This is a genomic window from Methylotenera oryzisoli (genome assembly GCF_004661485.1).
GTDB lineage: Bacteria > Pseudomonadota > Gammaproteobacteria > Burkholderiales > Methylophilaceae > Methylotenera > Methylotenera oryzisoli.
Map to the genome: position 1 here is coordinate 565,182 of NZ_PQVH01000008.1, position 26,129 is coordinate 591,310.

The 26,129-nt window shown below is 45.0% G+C and carries 17 protein-coding genes and 2 tRNA genes; 3 read left to right on the top strand and 16 right to left on the bottom strand.

The annotated features are described in order from the left end of the window. Nucleotides 1-84: 84 nt before the first annotated feature. Genes C3Y98_RS07330 through epsC form a run of 3 tightly spaced genes read right to left on the bottom strand, consistent with a single transcriptional unit; the run spans nucleotide 85 to nucleotide 3,812 of the window. The gene (locus C3Y98_RS07330) at nucleotides 85-1,947 is read right to left on the bottom strand and encodes a family 2A encapsulin nanocompartment cargo protein cysteine desulfurase (protein ID WP_135277686.1); all 1,863 of its coding nucleotides are present in this window, start codon (nucleotides 1,945-1,947) and stop codon (nucleotides 85-87) included. Further along, on the bottom strand, nucleotides 1,934-2,851 hold the full coding sequence (locus C3Y98_RS07335; RefSeq protein WP_135277688.1) for a family 2A encapsulin nanocompartment shell protein: 918 nt from the start codon (nucleotides 2,849-2,851) through the stop codon (nucleotides 1,934-1,936). Before C3Y98_RS07335 ends, C3Y98_RS07330 begins: the two co-directional genes overlap by 14 nt. Nucleotides 2,852-2,876: 25 nt before the next feature. Beyond that, entirely contained in the window at nucleotides 2,877-3,812 is a 936-nt protein-coding gene (epsC, locus tag C3Y98_RS07340) for a serine O-acetyltransferase EpsC (protein ID WP_135277690.1), read from the bottom strand. A gap of 289 nt (nucleotides 3,813-4,101) precedes the next feature. On the opposite strand from epsC, the gene C3Y98_RS07345 reads away from it, so the two are divergent. Further along, nucleotides 4,102-5,100 carry a sulfate ABC transporter substrate-binding protein gene (locus tag C3Y98_RS07345; RefSeq protein WP_135277692.1) on the top strand — a complete coding sequence of 333 codons (999 nt, stop codon included), beginning with the start codon at nucleotides 4,102-4,104 and terminating at the stop codon, nucleotides 5,098-5,100. Nucleotides 5,101-5,613: 513 nt separating this feature from the next. Here C3Y98_RS07345 and cysK read toward each other — a convergent pair. The 5 genes from cysK to C3Y98_RS07370 form a co-directional block, all read right to left on the bottom strand. Further along, on the bottom strand, nucleotides 5,614-6,591 hold the full coding sequence (gene cysK / locus C3Y98_RS07350) for a cysteine synthase A (protein ID WP_135277694.1): 978 nt from the start codon (nucleotides 6,589-6,591) through the stop codon (nucleotides 5,614-5,616). Nucleotides 6,592-6,790: 199 nt separating this feature from the next. Beyond that, nucleotides 6,791-7,273, bottom strand: a complete 483-nt coding sequence (locus tag C3Y98_RS07355; protein WP_135277696.1) for an ASCH domain-containing protein — start codon at nucleotides 7,271-7,273, stop codon at nucleotides 6,791-6,793. A gap of 236 nt (nucleotides 7,274-7,509) precedes the next feature. Further along, the gene (gene pqqA, locus C3Y98_RS12905; RefSeq protein ID WP_012777389.1) at nucleotides 7,510-7,581 is read right to left on the bottom strand and encodes a pyrroloquinoline quinone precursor peptide PqqA; all 72 of its coding nucleotides are present in this window, start codon (nucleotides 7,579-7,581) and stop codon (nucleotides 7,510-7,512) included. A 695-nt stretch (nucleotides 7,582-8,276) separates the two neighbouring features. Next, nucleotides 8,277-8,366, bottom strand: a tRNA-Ser gene (locus C3Y98_RS07365). A gap of 66 nt (nucleotides 8,367-8,432) precedes the next feature. Further along, nucleotides 8,433-9,677 (bottom strand): adenylate/guanylate cyclase domain-containing protein, encoded by a 1,245-nt coding sequence (locus tag C3Y98_RS07370; RefSeq protein ID WP_135277698.1) that lies wholly within the window; start codon nucleotides 9,675-9,677, stop codon nucleotides 8,433-8,435. A 396-nt stretch (nucleotides 9,678-10,073) separates the two neighbouring features. On the opposite strand from C3Y98_RS07370, the gene exaC reads away from it, so the two are divergent. Both exaC and C3Y98_RS07380 read left to right on the top strand, forming a co-directional pair. Beyond that, complete coding sequence (gene exaC, locus C3Y98_RS07375) at nucleotides 10,074-11,594, top strand: acetaldehyde dehydrogenase ExaC (RefSeq protein WP_135277699.1); 1,521 nt, start codon at nucleotides 10,074-10,076, stop codon at nucleotides 11,592-11,594. A gap of 109 nt (nucleotides 11,595-11,703) precedes the next feature. After that, entirely contained in the window at nucleotides 11,704-12,078 is a 375-nt protein-coding gene (locus C3Y98_RS07380; RefSeq protein WP_135277787.1) for a DUF779 domain-containing protein, read from the top strand. A gap of 23 nt (nucleotides 12,079-12,101) precedes the next feature. On the opposite strand, the gene C3Y98_RS07385 is transcribed toward C3Y98_RS07380, so the two are convergent. From C3Y98_RS07385 to C3Y98_RS07420, 8 genes are all read right to left on the bottom strand, one after another. Next, the gene (locus C3Y98_RS07385) at nucleotides 12,102-13,907 is read right to left on the bottom strand and encodes a GGDEF domain-containing protein (protein ID WP_135277701.1); all 1,806 of its coding nucleotides are present in this window, start codon (nucleotides 13,905-13,907) and stop codon (nucleotides 12,102-12,104) included. Between the two features lie 123 nt (nucleotides 13,908-14,030). Beyond that, on the bottom strand, nucleotides 14,031-15,233 hold the full coding sequence (locus tag C3Y98_RS07390) for an ABC transporter permease (protein WP_135277703.1): 1,203 nt from the start codon (nucleotides 15,231-15,233) through the stop codon (nucleotides 14,031-14,033). Nucleotides 15,234-15,298: 65 nt separating this feature from the next. Next, nucleotides 15,299-16,507, bottom strand: coding sequence for an ABC transporter permease (locus tag C3Y98_RS07395; protein WP_135277705.1), 1,209 nt, complete (start codon nucleotides 16,505-16,507; stop codon nucleotides 15,299-15,301). Next, nucleotides 16,494-17,222: an ABC transporter ATP-binding protein gene (locus C3Y98_RS07400; protein WP_135277707.1), complete on the bottom strand. Its 729-nt coding sequence runs from the start codon at nucleotides 17,220-17,222 to the stop codon at nucleotides 16,494-16,496. Before C3Y98_RS07400 ends, C3Y98_RS07395 begins: the two co-directional genes overlap by 14 nt. A 3-nt stretch (nucleotides 17,223-17,225) precedes the next feature. Continuing rightward, nucleotides 17,226-18,368 carry an efflux RND transporter periplasmic adaptor subunit gene (locus C3Y98_RS07405; RefSeq protein ID WP_135277709.1) on the bottom strand — a complete coding sequence of 381 codons (1,143 nt, stop codon included), beginning with the start codon at nucleotides 18,366-18,368 and terminating at the stop codon, nucleotides 17,226-17,228. 219 nt (nucleotides 18,369-18,587) lie between these two features. Beyond that, a tRNA-Leu gene (locus C3Y98_RS07410) sits at nucleotides 18,588-18,674 on the bottom strand. A 292-nt stretch (nucleotides 18,675-18,966) separates the two neighbouring features. Continuing rightward, nucleotides 18,967-20,877 carry a TolC family outer membrane protein gene (locus C3Y98_RS07415; RefSeq protein ID WP_135277711.1) on the bottom strand — a complete coding sequence of 637 codons (1,911 nt, stop codon included), beginning with the start codon at nucleotides 20,875-20,877 and terminating at the stop codon, nucleotides 18,967-18,969. 513 nt (nucleotides 20,878-21,390) lie between these two features. After that, on the bottom strand, nucleotides 21,391-26,106 hold the full coding sequence (locus C3Y98_RS07420; RefSeq protein WP_167759908.1) for a beta strand repeat-containing protein: 4,716 nt from the start codon (nucleotides 26,104-26,106) through the stop codon (nucleotides 21,391-21,393). Between the last annotated feature and the right edge of the window lie 23 nt (nucleotides 26,107-26,129).

Genomic DNA, 26,129 nt, shown 5'->3' on the forward strand with positions numbered 1-26,129 from the left:
TGCCCAATACTGTTTCTCCAAAACATTAGCCCTGAATATAGTTTTCTATATTCAGGGCTAAGTCTTTTACAAGCGCTGCTACTTTTACAAACTACCAGGCGTACGCTGCGAAGCCAACCGCAATAACACACTCACCATGAGATCTACTTCAGCGGTGGTATTATAAAATGCGAGTGATGGACGCACCGTGGTTTCTACCCCAAAACGCCGTAAAATTGGCTGCGCGCAATGATGACCCGAACGCACCGCAATGCCCTCTTGGTTTAATGCCACGCCAATCTCTTCACTTTTAAAGCCATCTAGTTTAAATGACAACACACTGGCTTTGTCTTTGGCTGTACCGATAAAGTGTAAGCCCGGTACTTTCTGCATCGCCGCCGTTGCATACACTAATAAGTCATGCTCATAACGTGCAATGTTATCGATACCAATACGCTCTACATACTCCAGCGCAGCACCTAAACCTACGGCATCTGCAATGTTACCCGTGCCTGCCTCAAATTTAGCCGGCGCTTCATGGTAAACCGTCTTATCAAACGTCACATATTGAATCATATTGCCGCCGCCCTGCCATGCCGGCATATCATTCAACACTTCTGGTTTGCCATACAGCGCACCAATACCGGTAGGACCAAACACTTTATGCCCTGAAAACACAAGAAAGTCAGGGTTTAAAGCTTGCACATCCGTACGCATATGGGACACAGACTGCGCACCATCTAACAGTACCTTAGCGCCTGCACGGTGAGCCATTTGTATCATTTCAGCCGCTGGTGTTACCGTGCCTAGTGCATTAGACACTTGTGTAAATGACACCAACTTCACACGTGAAGTCAGCAACTTCTGATACTCAGCTAACAGCACCTGACCACTATCATCAACCGGTGCAACTTTTAACTTAGCGCCAGTTTCTTGGCACAGTTGCTGCCAAGGTACGATATTCGCATGATGCTCTAGGTGTGAAATTACAATCTCATCACCTTCGCCAATATGCTTCTTACCCCAGGTCTTAGCGACCAGATTAATCGCCTCTGTAGTACCGCGCACAAAAACAATATTATCTACTGACGGCGCATTAATAAAACGCCTAACCGCTTCGCGCGCACCTTCGTAAGCGTCTGTCGCACGTGCTGCTAACGCATGTGCGGCACGGTGGATATTAGAGTTCTCATGCTGGTAAAAGTAAGAGATTCTATCTATCACCGCTTGCGGCTTTTGTGTAGTGGCTGCATTGTCAAACCAGATCAACGGGCGACCATTCACCAACTCACGCAATATAGGAAAATCCTTACGTACCGAATGCACATCAAATGGCGGATGTGCACTCACCGCTTGGCTGGCTACCGACGCATCATGCTGATGCGCTACGCTAGGCAAGAAATAATAAGACGATTTTCCATGACTATGGCTGGCATTACTGCTTAAATCATCCGAATTAACGCCTAAATCACCTAATAGCTGATTCAGCTCCAGATGGTAAGGATCATATATCCCACCAATCACCTGATTCAGCGCTGCAAACTCAATGCCAGGCACATGGTGCGTATCTAGTGTATTGGCATAGCTGCTCTGATTAAAGTTTGATGCGCCAGACAAAGTGCTTGGCAATGCCGATAGCGCTGATGGTGTAGGCGTCTGCACAGGGTCAGATATCAGATTAGCGCTTGGCAGCACTGAATTTGCAGCCACTGGATTTAAAGAAGCATTGGATGGAAACTCTTCTTTCTGAGCAAAAGGCGCTCCCGCAGGGAAGCCTTCTGCATATAGCTCATTGGCAATACGGCTCAACTCAGCCACATCAAAGTGTCCAGTTTCACTCGCCTGTCTGCCAACTGCCAGACCAGCAGCCATACGTGGATGCTCTCCCGGCAACGAGGCTAGAATCGCCTCTGGCTCAAAAGATGATAAATCACCTAATGCAGGTGAATATCCATTACTTGTAGTCATAGTAGTTGCCTACATCAACGTTTTCCAACACCGCAATCGCGTCATCGGTTAACACCGCTAACGAGCAATAGAGTGAAACCAAGTATGATGCAATCGCCTTATGATTAATGCCCATAAAACGCACAGATAGACCCATGCTTTGCTGACCTGGTAAGTTTGGCTGATACAAGCCCACCACACCCTGACGGCTTTCTCCTGTACGCAACAGTAGAATGTTGGTTTTACCATTAGTCACTTTTAATTTATCGCAAGGGATAATCGGCACACCGCGCCATGTGATAAATTGTGAACCAAACAATGCAACAGTTGGTGGTGGCACACCGCGACGCGTGCACTCACGGCCAAAAGCGGCAATCGCTTGTGGATGTGCCAAGAAGAACGCCGGCTCTTTCCAAACTTTTGACAACAACTCATCAAAATCATCAGGCGTGGGGAAGCCAGTGCGTGACTTCACTTTTTGTGAATCAACAATATTGTTCAACAAACCGTATTCTTTATTGTTGATCAGTTCGCTCTCTTGACGCTCTTTCACTGTTTCAATCGTTAAGCGTAACTGCTCTTTAATTTGGTTGTGCGGGCTGCTGTATAAATCAGAAACGCGGGTATGTACATCCACCGCGGTATTCACAGCGTTTAACACATACTCACGTCCCCACTCTTCATAGTCTACAAAAGTGGCTGGAATATCACGCTCATCTTTAGCAGAACAATCCACTTCAATCGCACTAGGGTCTTTTACTTTATTCACACGATAGATACCAGCCTCAACCGGTACCCACTGCATCAAATGCACTAACCAGCGTGGCGTGATGGTACCCATCATCGGAACGGTTTTGGTCGCATTCGATAGCGTACGAGCAGCTACATCTCCTAATGCGGTATGTGCTTGATGAATATCTGTCATTTGTTTCTCCTGTTAAAAATTTGTTTTACTGCGCAACATCATCTGTTGCGCTTACCTGCGTTTTAGCTTGGGTAATCTGACTATTGGGGGGGACGCTACGGGTTAGCCACACATTGCCACCTATCACCGATCCGGCACCAATCGTGATGCGCCCAAGAATAGTCGCGCCTGCATAAATCACCACGTCGTCTTCCAGTACCGGGTGCCTTGCACTCCCTTTAATCAAATGCCCTTGTTCATCGGTTGGGAAGCGTTTAGCGCCCAGTGTCACGGCTTGGTAAAGCCGAACATGCCGCCCGATCAGTGCAGTTTCACCAATCACTACACCTGTACCGTGATCAATAAAAAAACCCTCATCAATCGTCGCGCCGGGGTGGATGTCTATGCCAGTAGCAGAGTGGGCAAGTTCAGAAATAATTCTAGCGATGAGCGGCAATCCTAATTTGTGCAACTCATGCGCTAAACGATAATGAATAATGGCTGATATACCTGGGTAGCAAACTAGCACCTCGTCCAAACTACGTGCGGCTGGGTCGCCTTGAAATGCAGCATCTAAATCTGTATCCAAAAGTTTTCGTATTTTTGGTAAAGACTTAGCAAACGCACGTGCCTTATTCAGCGCTGCCTCAACGCTAGGTGTTTTGTCATGATCGGTATCGGCGGAATATCTTAATTCCAGTTGAATTTGCGTATTGAGTTCACGCAAAGCCGTGTCTAATGTAAAGCCAACAAAGTAATCAATGCCTTCTTCTTTCAGGCCTGGAGCACCCAAGCGATTTGGAAAAAGCGCAGCACTTAACCCATCAATCACCGCTTGCAATGCTTTTCTTGAAGGCAGCTTGGGCGGTTTGTTACGTCGATGTCTATGCTCTAAAGACGTTACTCTTACATCACGCAAAGCCTGCACAATGCCTTGGATATCAAAACTTTCATTTGGCAATATCGTAGTTATGTTAGACATATCAATACCTGTCGCAGAAAATAAAAAAAGCCAGTGAGTCTCTCGACTCACTGGCTTCCGGTTGTCCGGTCAGCACTCGCTAACAGAAAAATTCTAAAAATAATCACAAGGCTTAATTATTGCCTTGATTTGTGCAATCAATATACACCACTCTTGCTATTTAAAATAGTACTCAAAAAAATTTCAATAATATTTATAAATTATATACATATAGCTTTTTATTCTTTTACATTATTAAACCTTGATGATTAACTTAACCACTCCTAATTATTGAACTAGAGTAAATCCTATGTATAAAAAATCTCTCTTTGCGGGCTTGTTAACCATCTCAAGCTTAGTTTTTACAGGCAATGCACTTGCCAATAGTACGCTGCTTAATGTCTCATATGATGTCACGCGTGAGTTTTATAAAGATTTTAACCCATCTTTCGTTAATTACTGGAAGCAAAAAACCGGGGAAACCGTCACCATTAATCAATCACATGGCGGCTCAAGCAAACAGGCAAGATCCGTGTCTGATGGGCTAGAAGCTGACATTATCTCCATGAACCAGGCACCAGATATTGACATCCTGTATGACCGCGCAAAGTTGATTCCTAAAGACTGGCAAAAGCGCCTGCCTAATGCAAGCTCGCCCACCAACTCAACCACGGTATTTTTAGTACGGAAAGGTAACCCAAAAAATATCAAAGACTGGGATGATTTAATTAAACCAGATGTGAGCGTGGTGATTCCTAACCCAAAAACTTCAGGTAACGGTAAGTATAGCTATTTGGCAGCGTGGGGCTATGTCATCAAAAAAGGTGGCGATGACGCCCAAGCCAAAGACTTTGTCACCAAGCTCTTTAAAAACGTGCCGGTATTAGATACTGGCGGCCGCGGCGCAACTACCACATTTGCACAACGCGAGATTGGTGATGCATTACTTACATTTGAAAATGAAGTAAACCTCATTAAAAAAGAACTAGGCGACAAATTTGATGTGGTATATCCATCTACTAGCATTTTGGCGGAAAATCCAATCTCGGTTGTAGATAAATTTGCAATCAAGCATAAAAATCAAGCACTTGCTCAGGCTTATGTAGAGTATCATTTTTCTGAGGCTGGCCAAGAGATTGCTGCCCAACACTACCTAAGACCAAGCGTAGCTTCCGTTGCCAATAAATATAAAGCTCGCTTCAGAAACATAGAGCTATTTAGTGTTGGCGATGTTTTCGGTAGCTGGACTAAAGCGCAAAAAGTACACTTTGCTGATGGCGCACTTTTTGACCAAATCTACCAAAGATAAAGCACCCAGTAGCATATTCAGCACAGCGAATATGCTTTAACGTCTACCTTTCATAAGGCGCACTCGATAACGGGTGCGCCGTATCCCTTCTAAAACACCATCTATACGTCTTATGTAAAATATTGCTATCTGAATCAATAAGGTAGAGCCAACAGAGGCATTCTAAAAATTAGAAGTATGCGTGAACGTCACAAAAAGCAATATATAGTGCACCCCTTATTTATACCAGCAAACATGGCAACAACTAACTCTCATCATCAAAATGAATCACTACACTCTCAAATTGCGATAAACCTCACTAAGCAGTGAACATTAAGTTATGCACTACTGCACCTTGCTACTGAATTAAAAATTCCTGTTCTGCACCTTATTGCATGTAGGCATGACACCAAGGCTAGCTGCAAGCATATTACTAAGACATCACAATTGCCCAGCAACAATAAATTAGGCCTCCCATGCATGTCCAGCATGGGAGGCCTCTAATAGCACGTCCTTATTGACTAATGACTAGGCTTACACAGCGATGCCTTTGTCGTCAAATAAGCCCTCAAACAGAATAGAGCTCAAATAGCGCTCACCGGAGTCTGGCAATACCACAACGATTGTTTTGCCTGCGTTCTCTGGGCGCTTTGCATAACGTACTGCAACCGCCACAGCCGCGCCACAAGAAATACCGGATAGTATGCCTTCCTCCTTAGCTAAGCGCTGTGCATAAAGCACAGCCTCTTCATTGGTCACCTGGGCGATATCATCAATCAGCGACAGATCTAACACTTCAGGTACAAAACCAGCACCAATCCCTTGTATTTTATGCGGGGCCGGCTTAATTTCCTCACCAGCACGTTTTTGACTCAATACAGGGCTGGCTGCAGGTTCAACAGCAACTGAAACGATCGCTTTCTTTTGTGTGTTCTTAATATATCTACTTACCCCGGTAATTGTGCCGCCAGTACCAACGCCAGATACTAAAATATCAATTTTTCCATCAGTCGCCTCCCATATTTCCGGGCCTGTGGTTTTTTCGTGAATCTCAGGGTTAGCTGGGTTTTTAAACTGCTGCAACAATACATAACGGTTAGGATCAGAAGCGGCAATTTCTTCTGCTTTTGCAATCGCACCACTCATACCCTTGGCACCTTCAGTTAACACTAACTTTGCACCGTAAGCCACCAGCAGCTTGCGGCGCTCTACACTCATGGTTTCTGGCATCGTGAGCGTTAACGGAATCCCTCTAGCTGCAGCAACAAAAGCCAATGCAATACCAGTGTTTCCACTGGTAGGCTCAACAATCTCCTTACCTGGCCCCAACAGTCCGCGCTGCTCAGCATCCCAGATCATGGCAGCTCCGATGCGACATTTAACTGAATAAGCTGGATTACGGCCTTCGATTTTGGCAAGCACCAGTGCTGGCGCACCATCTGTCACCCGGTTTAACTTAACCAACGGAGTTTTACCGATAGATTGAGCATTGTCTTCATACCAATTTGCCATGAATATTCCTATTTGTTCTGCGTTAACTGTAAGCTTTAATCGAATGATTATAAGTGAGAGTCTAGCAATTTAAATCACCAACTTACAATAACTTTTAGCTATTTAGTTACAAGCAAAAAGCATAAAGAAAATGATGAGAATCAGCGCCTTCACGACCATAGAGTGCTTAGCAAGCTTATGCTAATCAATGACAGATACGTTAAAAGAGCTCAGCCTGAGCGGCGGGCGGCGCACTCAGCAGCGCATCAATTTCTACTTCAAAAATCCCAAGCTTACCAGCGCATGGCATAAAAGGTACGGGCCTAGGTCGTTCAAATAGAAATCCATAATGCCGACTGTTAACCCCTTTAAACTGCGCTCGGTGCTGGCGGCTTGTGCGCTCGGGCAATGCATCTGGGCGGCTACAAAGTACTAAATCGGCAACACCCACTACCCCGCCATACGCGAACTCCTCTTTAGCCGGTAACGGAATGTCGGTATTCGCTTTAAGATAATCATAGTAAACATCATACAAGCCCTTGCTGGCATGAATGAGTATAGGGCCACGATACGTGGTACCCCAAGTACGGTCATCTACTGTCAGATAGCCGTTTGTAATCAACCAAGCAAAAGGCTGCTTAAATGAAAGCACCTTATGCAGCCCGTTAATAGCACTAGCTCTTAATATTTCAGTATCACTCATTACTATAAAACTTTTCTTGATTAGTAGGCGTCACAATCGCCCAATTGCGATGAAGTTATTGTTAGTGCATCACCTGTTGTGCTCTAGCTACTTTAGGAGTGCATCAAATGAAAAAAATAGAAGTATAGCGTTGATGGCTAGAACAACTTAGCTAAATATGTGATGTGTATAGTTGAAAGTGCCAGGCATAAAAAAACCCAGAATAATCTGGGTTTTTTAGATACTTAAAGCAAGTATTATTTGTTCATGACGTACATAGTAACTTCAAAGCCAAAACGCATTTCAGTAGCTGCTGGTGTTGTCCACATAATCATTCTCCTAGTATTTGGTTTGAACTGACGTAGTGTCTTGTTCTAATGATTCCATTATGCGCCTGCGTAGAAAAATAACACTATCATTGTTCATGAATGACGGCTACGTAAAATCATGAACAGCTATTTGCAATCAACCACAGATTAACAGTGCCGGACTACATTGGTTATCTATGAATAGTTTATCTTAGAGAATAGGCATTCCACTCATGCTTAGCTCGGAGCCTAGCGGTTTTGTGCAGTTTCCATAAGCTACGAAGCCCTACTAATGCAGTGATAATGATCAATGTAAAAAGCATAGAAAGACCAATCTCACCAAACTGTCTAATGAGGACACTAAAGCTTTTCACATGAAAGCCACCCTCACTGCTTGAGAACGTTGTGAGCGGGAGCACTGCGAGCAATATTAACAGGAGGCAATACTGCACTCTTTTGCTATAAAGAGCCTCTCGCTTAGTTAGTTGCTCGATGTATTGATGAGTTGCCATGTCATAGCTCCTATTAAGTTTAATGATTAAACCCTGCTGCATTACGGGTAAATCTTTAAACATTAAGGTAACTATGTTTTATTGCAGTAATATGAAATCAGTATAGAAATCGCAACGCCATAAAAAGCACGAGGCACTACCTAAAGCCTTATGACGCAGCGCGATAAATATTGATTAGCAATTGATTTTAAATAGAAAAAACACTGGCGGAAGAGGAGAGATTCGAACTCTCGATAGGGTTACCCCTATGCCACCTTTCCAGGGTGGTGACTTAAACCGCTCATCCACTCTTCCGTTAGGGGGCGAATTATAGTGCAATTCGCTATAAAAAGCCTACACCCTGTGTTTTTTATTTGTTGATTACACTGCCCTGCCCAACAGAATAAACGTGTCAAGCATGCCTTTACCTTTAACTTCAACCGCTTTGCGTGAAGAGAATATATAGTCGTGTGCTAGCAGTTGCTGCGTCTCTTGTGTGACTTGTATTGAATTAGGCAAGCTGGTTTCTTCCATACGGCTAGCCATATTGACTGTATCACCCCATAAATCGTAGCTAAACTTACTGCTGCCAATCACCCCCGCAACAACTGGCCCAGTATTAATGCCGATACGCATGCTAAGGCTTATTCCGGTAGTTTCAGACAACTCCTTCAGTGCAGTCTGCATATCTAAAGCCATCTCCATCATGCGATGCGCATGATTATCACAAATGATAGGCGCACCAGAAACCACCATGTATGCATCGCCAATCGTTTTAATTTTTTCCACTTGATATTTATCTGCCAGTTGATCAAAACGTAGAAATATCTGTGATAGCAAATCAATCAACTGCGTAGGCGACATTTTGTCTGACATGTGCGTAAAGTTAATCAAATCTGCAAACATCACGGTCACACTCTCGTAGTGGTCGGCGATGCGCATGTCATAGTCTTTTAATCGCTGAGCAATTGGTGCTGGCAAAATATTCAGCAACAATTGCTCAGACCTTGCCTGTTCTATTTCTAAGGAGTGCATGATGCGCTCTTTCTGCACCTGAAAAAAGCGCAGAACACCATACAAAATAGCAGCCGTACCAGTGATATTCATCAGGAAAAACGCATCTTTAATCCCATTAGGAATCGGCATCGCGTTAATTGCGAAGTAGTTATTGAGCTTCCAGGAAAGAAACGCCAACCCAAGAAACAGCAAAAACCATGGAGTAGACTGACGCGTACCTAAAATCATTAAGGCGCCCACTGGCGACAAAATCGCCCAGATGGCAACGCCGCTAGAGGCTTCGAACCCGCCAATAATCCATTGCATAAAGAATGGCATCACCAGCAGCATGATCAGTTGCGTAAAAGTAAAGTACTCAAAGCGCTTAAACTGGTAAAAAATGAATAAGCTAAAGTAGGAAATTATCAGATAAAAGTAAGGGACTGCCGCAATCACAGCGTAGCCCTCACCCAGACTAGATAAGGTGTATATCCAAAAGAAACTGACCAAGGTTTCAGCAAAGACCAGTATGGATAAAATTGCTTTACCCAGGCTTAAGGAAGTTGGATTCAATAAGCCGTCCCAAAAGCTACGCGCAAATATTGATGAGTTTGCTAAATCGGCCGTCATGTTTGAACAATGAATATGCAGTTTTTTTAAATACGACAGTCACACTATAACTTAAGCAACTGTCTTTTTCTATTTTTAAATAACTCAAGCTGTGAATCATATTGCAACCAAAAGTTGATTCCTGCGTCATACAAAAGTTAAATTAATCACCAAAATTATTGAAGATAAAAATTATGGATTTATCTCTCCATAAATTCATTAATTTTATAAATGCTATCGACTAATGCTTGATTTGCTTGCGCCTTAGCGTTATTGTTTTGGAGTGGCGGTGTTACAAAACTCGTTTATTTACAAGCACTTTAGCGGGGTTGACCCATTTTAAAGTTTCTTGACGAATAATTGCGGGTAGACAATAAGAATTACTATATTAACGAGAGAAAAACTATAGGAGTTGGTATGAGTTTAGATTTATTAAAAGGTCTTGGTGTCACAATACCTTACAAAACCAAATACGATAATTTTATCGGTGGCAAATGGGTAGCGCCAGTTAAAGGCGAGTATTTTGATGTGATTACGCCCATTACCGGCAAACCTTACACAAAAGCAGCACGCTCTGGCGCTGAAGATGTTGAACTCGCACTTGATGCTGCACACGCAGCAGCAGACAGCTGGGCGCGTACAGCGCCAGCGCAACGTGCCAACTTACTATTAAAAATTGCAGATCGTTTAGAAGCAAGCTTAGAAATGATTGCTACCGCTGAAACGGTTGATAACGGCAAACCGATTCGCGAAACTGTCAATGCAGACATTCCATTAGCAATTGACCATTTCCGCTACTTCGCCGGCTGTCTACGCGCACAGGAAGGTAGCTTGAGTGAAATTGATGAAACCACAGTGGCGTACCATTTCCACGAACCGCTAGGTGTTGTTGGTCAGATTATCCCTTGGAACTTCCCGATTTTGATGGCTGCTTGGAAACTGGCACCAGCAGTTGCTGCAGGTAACTGTGTCGTGATGAAGCCTGCTGAATTTACACCGATCAGCATTTTAATCTTGATGGAAACCATTGCTGACATCTTGCCTCCAGGCGTAATCAACATTGTGAATGGTTACGGCCGTGAAGTAGGCGCACCTTTAGCTAACAGCCGTCGTATCGCAAAAATTGCATTTACTGGCTCAACAGCAACTGGCCGCGTGATTGCACAAGCCGCTGCTGGCAACTTGATTCCAGCAACATTGGAACTAGGTGGTAAATCACCTAACATCTTCTTTGAAGATATTGCATTAGCTGACGACGACTTCTTTGATAAAGCAGTTGAGGGCTTAGTGTTATTTGCCTTTAACCAAGGTGAAGTCTGTACATGCCCGTCACGCGCGCTGATTCAAGAGTCTGTGTATGACAAGTTTATGGAGCGTGTATTACCTCGAGTAGCTGCTATTAAACAAGGTAACCCACTTGACCCTAACACGATGATCGGCGCACAGGCTTCTGAAGATCAAATCAATAAAATCATGTCTTACATGGATATTGGTAAACAAGAAGGCGCTCAACTGCTTATCGGTGGTGAGCGTAACCACCTAACAGGCGCTTTAGCCGATGGTTATTACGTAAAACCGACCTTATTCAAAGGCAATAACAAAATGCGCATTTTCCAAGAAGAAATTTTTGGCCCAGTGCTTGCAGTTACTACCTTTAAAGATGAAGCTGAAGCATTAGCAATTGCTAATGATACCGTGTTTGGTTTAGGTTCTGGTGTATGGTCACGTGATGGTAGCCGTGCTTACCGCATGGGTCGTGGCATCAAAGCTGGTCGTGTTTGGACTAACTGTTACCACGCTTATCCTGCACACGCTGCATTTGGTGGCTATAAAGAGTCTGGCATTGGTCGTGAAACTCACAAAATGATGTTAGATCACTATCAACAAACTAAGAATCTTTTAGTAAGCTATAACGCTAAAAAATTAGGCTTCTTCTAATATTGCGCTTATCGCTAGTCTTTAGCGTGTCTGTTATTTAAAATAATAGGCACGCTAAATGATTAAACATAGAGGCGGCGAACCCGCCTCTTTTTTTCAGGGGTTTATGATGACAGATCGAATCTCAGCCACACCGTCAGCACTTGCGCTGATTGAGCAGCTCACACTTGCACATGGCCCTATTATTTTTTTCCAATCCGGTGGTTGCTGCGAAGGGAGCGGTCCATTGTGTATGCCCGCCAATGAATTTAGGCCTAGCCCTTCCGATGTGGTACTTGGCGAATTAGCAGGTGCTATTTTCTATATGGGTGATAGCCATTTTTCGTTCGCAGAAAACACGCACACGATACTGGATGCAGTGCCAGGCTCTAGCGGCTCATTTTCTTTGGATTGCGGATCAGGTCAAGCATTTATTACACGCGGTCGCTTATATAACGATGAGGAGCTTAAACATCTGCCCGCCGTTGTACGTTATGGTTACTAATCGCTTAGCAACGCTCTAAAAACCTAAACCAAACTCTCAGGCAAGTTTTCAGAACCAATTACCCGATTACGCCCGCTGTGCTTTGCTTTATAGAGAGCAGCATCAGCCCGCGGAATAAGCGCTTCAGGGCTTTCATTGCCCACACGCTCAGCAACACCAGCACTAAAGGTAATGAGTACCCGTTCACTATTATGCATAAAGAAGTTTTTAGTGAGCTCGCGCTGTACGCGTGTAATCACTTTCACCGCCTCATCTTGTGGCGTTGCCGGCAAGATAATAATAAACTCTTCACCGCCGTAACGCGCCAGTACATCCGTCGTGCGTAATACATCTTTCAGTACTTTAACCAGATGCGTCAAGGCCTCATCGCCAGTTGCATGGCCGAGCGTATCGTTAAGCTTTTTAAAGTGGTCAATATCCAGCATTGCAACACATAGGGTCGTGTTATGGCGATCGGCGCGGCTAAACTCGCGCTCTAGCGCTTCATCCATCCCACGCCGATTTAATGCACCAGTTAAGTAATCTTGATGTGCCACCTGCCCAATATAATCAAGCTCAGCAGTCAGCTCCTGAATGCGTTTCTCTGCAGCAAGTGCCTGTTTCTGGCTGTTCATAAACTCATCGCGAGTGCGCTGTACAGTTAAGCCAATCGAGCGCGTGTCATCAAGGATACTATTAAGCAATACGTTCAGTTCGCCAATGTTATCGGTAGTCGCTATTTTTTGTTGATAAGCTTCAATCTTGTCGTGATAGTCGCTGGTGCTTTCCGTCATTTCCACCAGCCTATCCACAAAAGTTGTCACCATTTTTTTCAAGGTGTCTTTTGCTTCGGTGAGTGCAGGCTTTAGCTGGGCTTGCTTATACACCAGCTCTTTCAAGCTACTTTCAGCATCGTATAGTGTATTAAGATTAACAGGCTTAGATACAATGTCACTAATGACTGTGGTTTGTGCATAAAGCCATTTATCTTCAGCCTGCACCATCTCGCCCATACTCGAAAGTACTAAGCGCAACAGCTGTAATAGTGACTCATGAATCCGGCTTTGCTGATCGCGCTGCATCTCAAGCGATAATAAAATAGATTTTAAATCCGCAGCACAGATCATTAAGCTCTGCTCATTGCTTGCCTTCTGCATGCGATCAAGCAAGCTGACTGCTTTTTGGTGTAAATCTGGGGTATCTGTTAAGTTTGGAATAATCGACAGCTCAAAGGCTCTTAATAGCATGTCACGCCATTGGCTAGAGCCAGTGATAGAGCTAGCAGAGACGGTAGGTGTTGCCACATTAGCCGAGGCGGTGGCATCCGCAACATCTGAAGACATCACGGCATCCGCAGTGCCACTTAACCCCCAAGAGCTCACCAATGCCTGAATCTTTTGCGCGAGCACATCTGAATCGCTGGCAAAATTAACCAACACCTTACTCAAACCTTCTTTTTTGCGGCTTAAGGTCACACCTTTGTGGCTAACCTCCAACTGCTTCAGTAAGTTACGAATAACGTTAGACCAGTTGGCCTCCTCTACATTAGCGCTTGTGGCACTTGATGGAAACAACTTGGTTAGCTGCTCTTCTACTTTAGGCCAATCCCCTTTTTCGATGAGTGGATTAAGCGCCTGTGCAACTGCAATATATTTGGGCTTTTGCTTACCGGCTTGCTGAAGCACTTTCTCCAGCGTCTTACCCAGTTCTGCGGATTGGTCTATCGACTTAACCCCCATGATTTCATCGTAAACACTACGAAAGTGATCTGGTGTGGGCGGCAACTTACGTTGCATCAGTTGTATCAAGGTCTGGCGAGCAGCTTCAATAGGAGAGTTTTTTTGTTCCATTGTTTATTGTCTATTCATTATGTTGCAGATACTACTGCCGCAATATCAATCAGTTAACTTGTGGACCCAGCGCGTTATTATAAGCTGATAGCAGCCATTCATACGCGAGATATTTTCAGCTCGCTACTCTGCTCTCAAAGCGTTAATTGGGTCTAACATCGATGCGCTTCTGGCAGGTATTACACCTGCTAACAGGCCGATCATCATGGAAATTAACAGTGAGCCAATAGCAAAGCTCCACGGCGTATGTACTGGCAAAGCCGGCAATAAAAATTGCAGAAGCTGCGCGGTCACGATCCCAAATAACAGGCCACATAAACCGCCCAATGATGCTAAGGCGACAGACTCACCCAGAAACAAAAACAACACCGTTGCACGCTGCGCACCCAGTGCCATCATCAAACCTATTTCATTGGTACGCTCGCTCACGGCAATCGTCATAATCGTGACAATCCCTACGCCACCTACCAATAGTGAGATGCCGCCCAACGCCCCCACCGCCATCGTTAATATGTTGAGTATATTCGACAGTGTATTGAGCATATCTTCCTGTGTGGTCACGGTAAAATCTTCAGCCCCATGCCGTAACTTCAACAAAGATTTCACTACCTTAGCAACGCTAGCGGAAGCTACGCCTTCTTGGTAAATCACATGAATTTCCATCAGGCCTTCGCGGTTGTATAGTTCCAACGCACGCTCAGTGGGAATAAATGCCGTGTCATCAAGATCAATACCGAGAAACTGCCCCTTAGGCGCCATCACCCCAATCACGCGAAAATGCAGACCGCCGATTTTGACGCGAGCACCTAATGGATTTTGCTGGCCAAACAGCTCATCACGCAACTTACTGCCAAGCACAATCATGGCACGCGAATCACCCATATTGGCTGCAGGCAAAAAACTACCGATACGTACCGAAGAGCTGAAAACCCGAGTAAAATCGGCATCAACCCCATACACAGTTGAACGCCGTAAGCGCCCATTGGCGGCTAGCTCCGAGTTACCCCATACCGTAGGCGTTGCACCAGTCACATTGGGCAACTGCTTTAGTGCAATCGCATCTTCCATGGTAAGTAAACGTGCAGTGGATGGAATCCCCGCCGGCGCTTGTCCACCGGTTTTAACCTTGCCAGGGGCAATTGCAATGACATTGGTACCGAACTGCGTAAACTCCGCTAATACGTAGCGATGCATGCCTTCGCCAATCGAGGTCAGCAAAATCACAGACCATATCCCCACGGCAATACCAAGCATCGTTAAAAGGCTGCGTAGCCGATGCGCACTCATGGCCTGTATAGCGAACCGTATAGCATCTCTAATTAACATATACGCTCTTATCTTAAACGCTTTTGCAATCACATAGGTAAGTAGTAATCGCGATTAAATCATCATTATTTTCTGGATAATGCCTGAATCGCATCCAACTTGGCGGCATTTCTGGCTGGCATCACGCCAAATACCAAACCGGCCACTAAAGCGATGCCTAAACCTGCTAGTACAGCCCATAACGGTGGATATGCAGGAAACGTAGGGTATAAATAACGTAAAAATGCCGCGCCCAGATAACCAAACCCCACCCCGACAACAGCACCAGCTACAGAAAGCAGCAATGCCTCAAACAAGAACAACTGCTGCACTGCCCTAGTAGTCGCCCCCAGTGCTTTTAACAAACCAATTTCTGCAGTGCGCTGCGTGACTGAAACGAGCATGACATTCATGACTAATATACCGGCAACTGCAAGGCTTATTGCAGCAATACCCGCAATGCCTAGTGTTAATACATTGAGAATTTTATCGAAAGTTTGCAATACGGCATCTTGTGCAATGACGGTAACATCCTCTTCACCTTCATGCCGAGCAATAATAGTCTTTAACACACGCGACTTCACCGGGTTAATTTGTTCACGACTATGCGCCTCAATTAAAATGCGGAACAAAGTATTGGTATTTAACATTGCTTGTGCGCTATTGATAGGCACGATCGCTACATCATCACTGCTAATACCAAGACCACGGCCACCCTCTGCTAAAACACCTACCACCCGATACTTTCTGTCACCGATGCGTACACTTTTTCCTATGGGATTCTCGGTGCCGAATAACTCTTTGCGTATTACTGCACCTAGCACCACCTCAGGTGAACCGCCACCGAACTCAGTGTTTGCAAGGAATCGCCCTAGTGACAACTTAAGATTACGCAACTGGATATAATCAGCATTAGTACCGATTAAGATAGATTCACGCAGCTTTCCAGATGCCTTAATTTCGGTTGTCGCCACGACCAAAGGAGACACCCTTTTAACGCCTGCCAGCCGCAGCAGGGCTTCAGCATCGTTAACTGTTAAATCTCGCGGCGTACTCGTCACTAAATTGGCGGGGTTAAATCCACGCGTCTCCGAACGCCCAGGCAAAACAATCACTAAATTTGTACCGATAGCAGAGAACTCATCCACGACGTAACGTCTTGCGCCATCGCCCAATGCCGTTAACACCACTACAGAGGCAACGCCTATCGCCATGGCCAGCACTAGTAACGCCGTGCGCACGGGTGAACCAATGGCGGCGTAGCTGGCAAAGCGTAAAGCATCAGGTACTCTCATCGCGTGTTGCCCCAACAATAACGCTAGCTGCGGTGTCGCTTACAATCGCACCATCATCCATTTTAATTTGCCTGCGCGCGCGAGCCCCTAGCGACTGATCATGCGTCACCACAATCAAGGTCACGCCTTGCCCATTTAATGCTTCGAGCAAAGCTACCACCTCCTCACCCGTTACTTTATCCAAGTTACCGGTAGGCTCGTCTGCTAATAACAGGGTTGGCTGCATGACAGTGGCTCGCGCAATTGCCACGCGCTGCCGCTGGCCGCCAGATAACTCATTGGGTCTATGCTCGGCGCGTGCATCTAAACCATAATCATGCAGCACCTGTTTCACGCGCTGAGCACGTTCATCGGGATTAATGCCTGCAAGCATCAGCGGCAGCTCAATATTGGCTGCAGCAGTTAACCTTGGTACTAAATGAAAGCTCTGAAAAATAAAACCGACATGCTCACTACGCACACGCGCCTGCTCATCGGCTGCAAGTGTAGTGACATCACGTCCAGCTAAATGATATACACCAGCATCTGCACGATCTAACAGCCCCAACACGTTGAGCAATGTAGATTTACCAGAACCTGACGGGCCCATCACCGCAATATACTCACCCTGTTGTATATTGAGGTTAATATCACGCAGCGCATGCACCTGAGCGTCACCTAAATAAAAAGTGCGGCCGATATGCGCTAAACGGATAAGAGTATCGGCCTCAGTCATAACTTAGCGTCCAGACGACTCCACGCTGACTAAAGCACCGGCCTGTACCCCCTCACGATCTACAGAAGTAACAATGCGGTCACCTTTGTTAAGCCCCTGCAATATCTCGGTATATTGCCAATTAGCGATGCCAGTTTTTACGGACCGTGCTTCCAGTTTTCTGGTTTTATCTTGGTAAAGCAGCACTCTACTGCCCTCCAGCAATGCAGAGGTTGGTATTCTCAATACGTGGTCACGACTTTCTAAAACCACCTCAACATCTGCGCTATAGCCCACTAATAACTGCTTGATATCGGCAGTATTATCTAGTGCAACATCTACATCAATCGTGCGTGCCTGTTTTTCCACCGCAACTACATAAGGCGCAACACGTTTAACATGACCCAACAAGGTTTTACCCGGTAGCGCATCCAGCACAATACGTGCAGGTTGCCCCAGCTTAATTTTAGGCGCATCCACTTCATCCATTGGTACTTGCACGTAAAGGCATGAACTATCAATTAAATCTATTGCCGGTGGCGTAGCTACACCCGGTGGCGAAGGTGTAGTGTACTCACCCAACTCACCAACAATATCAGCAACCACGCCATCAAATGGCGCAGCCAATACAGTGCGGCCCTGCTCAACCTGAGCTAGCTTCAATCTCGCTTGCGCTTGGGCAATCTCGGTGTTGATGGATAAGCATGCCGCACGGCGTGACCTTGCCTCCGAACGTGACTTTTCTTCTGCAGATTCGGAAATAAAACCGCGTTGCCTGAGCTGCGTACTGCGCGCAGCCTCTCGCTCAGCATTTTCAGCCAAAATACATACTTCACCAACACGCTTACGTGCACTGTCTACTTGCTTGAGTGCTAACGCGCTTTGCGCTTGCTGATCCTCATTCCACAATTGGATGAGTACTTGGCCTTTTTTAACATGGTCGCCTTTTTTAACGCCTAGATATGCGATACGACCACCGATGATTGGAGATAAACGGGTACGTAAGCATGCCTCAACCGAGCCAGCCCGTGTATTTGAAACGCTGGACTCCACTAGCCCAGGCTGTACAACAAAAAGAGTGACGGGCAGCGGCAGTGGCTTTGTAAAATACCAAACGCCAGCCCCAACCAACAGGATAAATCCAATCGATATCAGAATGCGCCGCATTGACCCTCTTGCTGTTAAAGGTAAGAAAAGCTGACTCATCAAGTATGACGTGATAAATACTGATAAAGCAGGAACACGCGCATTACCACGCAAAGTCAACTTCATTCTAGACTTAGCTGTACGACTAAGCAATATCAATCAGGAAGCAGCATTAAGAATAAAAATCGCACAAGAAGCGGCCAGCTTTTTGGGATAAGTAACTTGAATTGGATATATATTTGGTGCCCGGGGCCGGAGTCGAACCGGCACACGCTTACGCGCGAGAGATTTTAAGTCTCTTGTGTCTACCAATTTCACCACCCGGGCGGATGGAAGGTGTAGATCAAACAACGGTGCGTATTCTATAACAATTACTGAAAATATTGCAAAACTATTTCATCATTTTTTAATTATTTTTCTACATTTGCACTTTCAATCGTATTTTTATACTCACAACACCCAAAAACCCCGCTCAGCCACGCCCAATATGGTCCAAAAATAAAGCGCACCACTAATATCATTAGGGTGCGCTTTTATTGAATGGCTGTTTTACTTCTAGATTACTGTAAGTAAAAAACTTTAAGTTAAGTCACTCAGCAAGCAAAGTTAATCACCTAGATTACTTCACTAGCTCGCGGATAATTTTCCAATCACTGCTTTCATTTTGAAATTGTAGCTCTTTGTTTACACTATCTTGATAAGTAATAATTGGTGTACGCTGCATATTGCAAACCTCACAAGAGGTGTCTGCCACTTTTTTAATTTTAAAGTTGGTTAAGGTGTATGCCTGTTTAAATGTAGCTTTACCAGTATCGCCATCGCAACTCACTTGCAGATCTTCAATCTTCAAGCCAATTTTGCCATTGGTGCTTAAACGTTGGCGGCGTTGTTTTTCCCATGTAGCTCTATCCAGCGGCGCCTCTGGTGCAAATTTATCCGCATAGAATCGGAAATAGCGATCCGCATCTTTCTGACGCCATGAGCTCGCCCAATCATTCACTCTGTCAGTAATCGCTTGTACATTACAAGCTTGCGCAGTCACCGGCGCTACGACTGGCGTTGCAACAGGCGCTATCGGTTTAGCCATTGATGGGTAAATATTAGCCAATGGTTTGGCATCCGCTACCAATGCAGCTTTATCGATTTGAACCTGTACCGGTGCTAAAGCTTGGCAAACATTTTCATTATCTAAATACTCCTCACGCGCATACTCAGGTAAGTTACCACGTTGTGCGCCTATTTTATTGAGTAGCTCACCTTGGCCGGCATAGGTTCTTGCATGCGCTAACTGCAAATCATACTCGGTGTTGGTCAAACTACGCTTAGCCTGAAAATACTCGTTCTCAGAGTCCAGCAAATCCAATAGCGTACGCTGGCCAATATCGTACTGCTTACGATAAGCTTCGCGCGCATTCTCAATTGATGTTTTGTGCTTAGCTCTGTAAACACGTTGTTCAGTAAGCTGTTTAACATCATTGTAAGCAATCGTAACTAGCTGACGTGTGTCAATACACGCTTTATCACGCTGATCATGTGCGCCATTAAGCTTTTGAGCAGCGGTACTGACTGAGTTTTTATCAGAAAAGCCGTTAAATAAATTAAAGTTCATGGTTAACTCAAGCAAGTCTGCCGCACTATTGCTGTAGCGACCATCAGAACTGGTACCTAAGTTTTTACGTGCTTGTAAATTCAACTGAGGATAGTAGCGAGACTCATTCGTTTTAATCTCGTTCTTTTTGGCTTGAATATCCTCAATCGTTGATAACAAGTCCGGATTTTGTCTATATGCCACTTTTAATGCAGCTTCTGAGCTTGGCTCCAAATTCGCATTGAATAATGTCGGCGCTTCTAATGTTGCTGGCGGCAACTCACCATACAATCTTTGCAATCTAGCCGTTACATCGTGCAAGTTCGTCGTTTCAGTAAGTAAGTTAGCTTCTGCCAACGCCAAACGACCACTTGCCTGCTCCAAATCGACCTTACGCGCGACGCCAGCATTCACGCGCTCCTGAATACGATCAAATAACTGCTTATGTATCACATAGTTGTCTTTTGCATATTGAATTAACTCTTGGTAGCGTAGCGTATCTAAGTAAGCACGCACAAACTCTAGTGTGGTACTTTGCATTACGCTTTGCAGCTCAAAATAGCGAACCCTGCTAGCATGTCCCAGACGTTTAACTTCATTACTGGTTGCAAAGCCGTCAAAAATCATTTGCCTTAACACTAACTCATTATTCATACGCGGGATTTGCGTATTGCTCGTATTTTTGACCAACTCTTCTTGGTTGCGGTAGGTAGAAACAAGATCAGCTTTTGGCAAAAAGCCACCGCGAACAGTATCCTGCTCGTAGCCTGCTTCTAAAAATTTGTGATACCTAGCTTGAACTTCAGGATTCGAAGTGATTGTTTTTTCAACCATATCTTTTAAGCTAATTAAAGGTTCCGCTGCACGTGCAACATCAATGTTGAACACGCTCAAACCTAGCAAGAACAAATAACTTAATTTATATTTAAATCGTTGACTCAACTCACTCTCCCAATTCTAAAAACTTTTTCTAGTCTTATTAGCGTCTGCATCATGCACTGAACAATACTATATCGACATGTGCATGAGCAAGAAATATACCAGATTAGCAATCAGAAGCTTAAGTCAGTTCACTTCAATGACCGTATACAGCACTGATTAAAGCGCAGATGTTACATAATAGAATGAGGATTATCAATCATTTACATGATATTACTTAAGTACATTACAAAAATTTACAATGCACTCCAGCGTGATATTTTTCTTGAGCGAGCCATATTTAATGAAGATAAGCCGCTAAATTCAGCATATCAACAACAAGAGTTGCAATGAAAAGTGTCTATTAATTGACACATTAAATGATTTTTAATCATGACCGACTTGATTGAGAATAGTTGAAAATGATGACATTTCGACAAATCTCATCTAAATATCTAAATAAAAAGACCTTTAGTGACATAGCCACTAAAGGTCTTAGGTTGAAGCGCTTAAATTAATGTTGGGATTATCGAATCATTAATCCGTAATTAACTTTTGATTATTTATCAGATTTTGAATGATTTGCTGGTCACTTGTATTGGTTCCAATCAAATCAACATTCTGTAATGTAATCGTTTGTACTTCAGCTGCTGGGTTATAGCCATTATTGAAACTACCGTTGCTACTGATATGTACCACTGTATCAGTACCCACTTTTTCAAAATGCAGGTAGTCTTCTAAATTAGCACCCACACCTACTGCGGTCTCACCCTGCAACAAATCGCGCAAGTCCAACTTATCTACATTAGCGGCGGTATTGAAGTCAGTAATTGTATCGCTAGCTGGCACACCCACTGTGCCGCTATCAGCCAAATGCCAAACAAATGTGTCGCTACCAGCACCACCGGTCAGGATATCATTGCCTGCACCGCCGATTAAGATATCGTTACCAGCGCCGCCATCTAACACATCATTGCCCTGACCACCATCTAGACGATCAGCGCCATCGCCACCATAAATGGTGTCATTACCACCTCCACCAGAGATTGCATCGTTACCACCATTACCATACAGAGTGTCGTTTGTATTGCCGCCAATAATGACCTCATCGACATCACCACCGCGGATAGTAGTACCAGCTACTGAGTAGATATCTGCCGTAGCACCGGCTGTACCGATACCTGAACTTAGCGTGTAGTCAAACTGGCCATGCTCATCGGTTGCACCGCTGATCTGATCCAAAGTAATCAACAAGTTGTAATCAGTGCTAGCAGCTGTGCCAGCGGCTGAAGATTCAACGCGAATATAATATTCACCATCGACAGGCGCTGTAAAGTAAGCATTAGGAGCACCACTAAGTGTTGCTAAAGTTGTACTAACCAATGTGCCTGAGCTATTAATATACTCCACGGCACCTATCATATTTTGTGACTGGTTATCGACATCAATAAAGATACGCTCGCCCGCAAACAATCTCACCTTCACGTAATCAATATCTTTTACCGTAGAGGTATTGGCAATACGGCCGCTGAAGACTTGGGTTTTGCCTGCCATATCTACCGCCCATGCTTGACCACCTGGCAGCACTGTGCCATAGCGCGTTCTATCAGTTAAGTCCACCGCATTTTCACGCACGTTATTCATCGCATACGAGGTATTGTCATACACACTACCACTCAACAATGTCTCGGTTTCTACCTGTATGGTTTTAGCCGTAGTTGCACTTGGGTTAAACACGATATTGCTAGTACCACCAACAGTACCATTCACTGCGTTGCTAGTACCGGTAATCGTACCTATGCCGTTAACCAATGTATCATTGTGAAGCAACAAGGCTGAGCTGATGTTAATTGGCGTACCAGCAGTCACGTTAGTCAGAATAGTGTCATGGTTGGCATCTAAGTTGGCAATGTAATCCAAGTTAATCACCAGATTAAGATTAGCTAAATCTCCATCACCGTCTACGGCCGTTACGACAAATACCTCTTGTTGGTTTTGGATAGTTGCATTCACCACCAAGCTATATGTGTAGGTGCTTGTAATCCAATCCACCTCTAATTGGCCACCCTTATTGGTGTTAATGGTGATACTGGTTGGGCCACCGGAGACATAATTATAAGTGATACCGTCCACCAAGATGCTTTGGACGCTGCCGCCATCCGCACCCAGCAGGAAGCCAGTGGTACTGCCAGCACCGGACACCACAGAAAGCGTACCTGCCACCAAACCACCATCTACGGTAGCCAGCAATGAGGCTGCCAAGTCTGATGGATTGACGACGCGAATCGCGTAATCCTCCTGACCATCGACCGGATCAGTATCGTTATTTGGATAAGCAATTGGCAACAAGTTAGTCAGGCTCACTGATGGACCGATACCCACACCGAAGGCGATAGAAGGTGAGGTATTACCAGTTGCTGAGGTATTTTGTACAAAGTTCTCCCACTGAGCGATAGTTGGTGTCGAAGTCGAAGTCAGTCCAAAGCCAGCGTTCGGGTCACCATCGGTCACAAAGTAGATCAAGGTCTTATCAGCTGGTGGCTGAGTGTAACCAGTCATCAGCTCATTTAATGCCGTAGTGTACTGTGTACCACCTGTCGGTTGAATATTATTAATGTAGTTAATTGCTCCGGTCGTATCATCGAGATACCAATTAGTCTCGGTAGCATCCGAAGAGAAATCTACAATCTTGACGTTAACGTTACCCAAGCCATCAAATTTATTCACCAACTCTGCTAACGCATTTTTAGCAATCAGCATACGTGCACTCGCTGCATCAAACAGTGGGTCATTTGATGCACGCCCTGCTGCGTCAAACGCCATACTGCCTGAACGGTCGATCACCAATACCAAGTTATAGGTAGTGAGTGAAGGTGAAGTCAGCGTTTGTGAGATATCACCAATACGTACCGGTGCATCGTCCACAATATTGATATTTAACGTTGAGTTAGTGGTTTGACCGTTAAAGGTATTAGTCAACACATAGTTAAAGCTTGGCGCGTCGTTCACCCCTTGTGTAGTTGCAGAGTTTAAGGTGTAAACATAGTCCCCTTTAGCAAATCCACCAGTGGCCTGAGTATATACCGTTAAAGTGCCGATTGAATTGCTGATAGTAATGACTCCACCGACTGGTGAAGTGCCATTAACGCTAGTAATTTGGGTTGTACCACTGACACCTGTATCGTTTGCAAGTAAGTTGCCAGTGACTGCTTCTGACGTCAGCGTTGGCTGTGTACCAGTGGCTAATGCCGCCTCGTATACGGTGGCATTGTCAGCAACTGCTGTCACTGTTGAATCTGTGGTTACAGTCAGCGTTGCAGAAGATGCACTACCGTCTGCATCGGCTATCGTATAAGTAAAGGCATCTGGCGTTATGCTACTTAAATCTTGAGTGGCAGTTAGCCCATCAATACGATAGGTAGCACCCGATGATGTAAATTGTATATATCTGAACGCGGTACCTGTAGAGATTAGACCTGTTTGAATATTGTTGTTCCCACTGGTCCCCACAATGGTGCCAGTCGCAACAAAGTTACCGCTCGCATCATAAGCACGCCATGTTGCAGTCTCGCCATTACTTAAATCTGTAAGTGTCACACTGGCGGAAGTAGTACCAAAACCAGCACCTAAATCTAACACCAGATGCTCACCACTCTCAATTCGGTTATTGTTTGAACTACCTGTAGAAGACTCGACACCTAAACCGTCATTATTTGTTCCGCTATTATCACGATGCCTTACAAACCCTGCCGCAGAAGCAGTTAGGTTAGACAGATTTAGATTAGATCCAGTTTGTGGACTTGAACCATCAAAACCATAGGTACTAATTCCTGCAGATGTCCAAACGGCCTGAGTATTACTACCTGTACCTGCTACCACTTGGCGATTAGACAATGAAGAAGTGTAGGTGTAGCTACCATCATCTTGATCAATCACCAAAGTACCGTTATTGGTAACAATAGTACGAACATTACCCGCACCCAGTGTATTGGACAAAGCTGCGGCGATGGTTACATTGGTAATCGCCACAGGCGCATCAGCCCCAAGGCTATCAGCTGTAGCGCCGCCTGCCCCTGTTAAAACATTACCGGTAGTGCTACCTCCAATACCAACGCTATCGGTATCGCTATTGGCAAGTAGTTGGCTGTCGGTTACGTTAATAGTGACCGTGGTCCATGCAGAGTTTAAACTGCCATCTGTTGCACGGTAGACAAAACTATCCACATCAAGTGTTGCATCCCCATGGTTACGCACGGGCGCAGTATAAGTAAATGTGCCATTTGCATTCATAACCACCGTACCACCTAGCGCCGTTGTAATGGCATTAGAACCATTTGCTGTAGTGGCAGTAGAACCACTATTTGTTGCAAATTGAGCTACTGTCAAATTAGCAAGTGGCGAATCAACATCAGTATCATTCGCCAACACATTACCACGAACAACCGTCGTCACTTCCACCACACTATTTGCGCCGTTAAATATATCCGCAACACCTACAGGTGCATCATTCACAGCAATCACATTAATAGTGGTTGTAGCCGTATTAGAGTTCGCAGATCCATCATTAACAACAACAGTAATATTTCTCGGGGTTGTATTTGGCGCATCGCTGGTGTTTGCAAAAGTAATCGCACGAATTGCTGTTTGGTAATTAGCCAAAGTTGCGTTGCCACTTAATGTAACTACATTGCCTACTATGCTGCTCGTAATTCCAGCAGGTAAAACACCAGCAGCAAGTACATCACCAGCTTGCATATTGGTTAATGTAATCACTGCACTCACTAAATTAGTAGAGTCAACATCAGTGATTGCAATGTCATTATCAGCAACAGAGATGCCTACCCCATTTTCAGTATAGCTAGTAACAAAATTCGCACCGCTTGTTGTGGAATTATTTGCATCCAGGTCAATGACTGGCGCGTTGTCATTTACGTTTGTCTCGTTCAGCGTGATGGTGGCGCTGCTGTTGTTGCCAGCCGCGTCACGTACCGTGATGCCGTAGTTGCCAGTATTGGTGCCTTGTTCAAAGTCGTTGACGCCAGAGGCTGCTCCTGCCGCCGTGATCGTGATCACGCCGGTGTTGCTGATTTGGTAGAAACCATCAGCGCTGGTGTTGGTGCCAGTCGCCGTGAAGCTGTAGCCCGTCACTCCCACGTTGTCTGAAGCGACTACCGTCGCGACTGTGGTGCCAGCCGCACGATTTTCTGCATAAGAGAAGGTTTGGTTGGCGATCACTGGATTGGTGTCGTCCAAATCGGTCTCGTTCAGCGTGATGG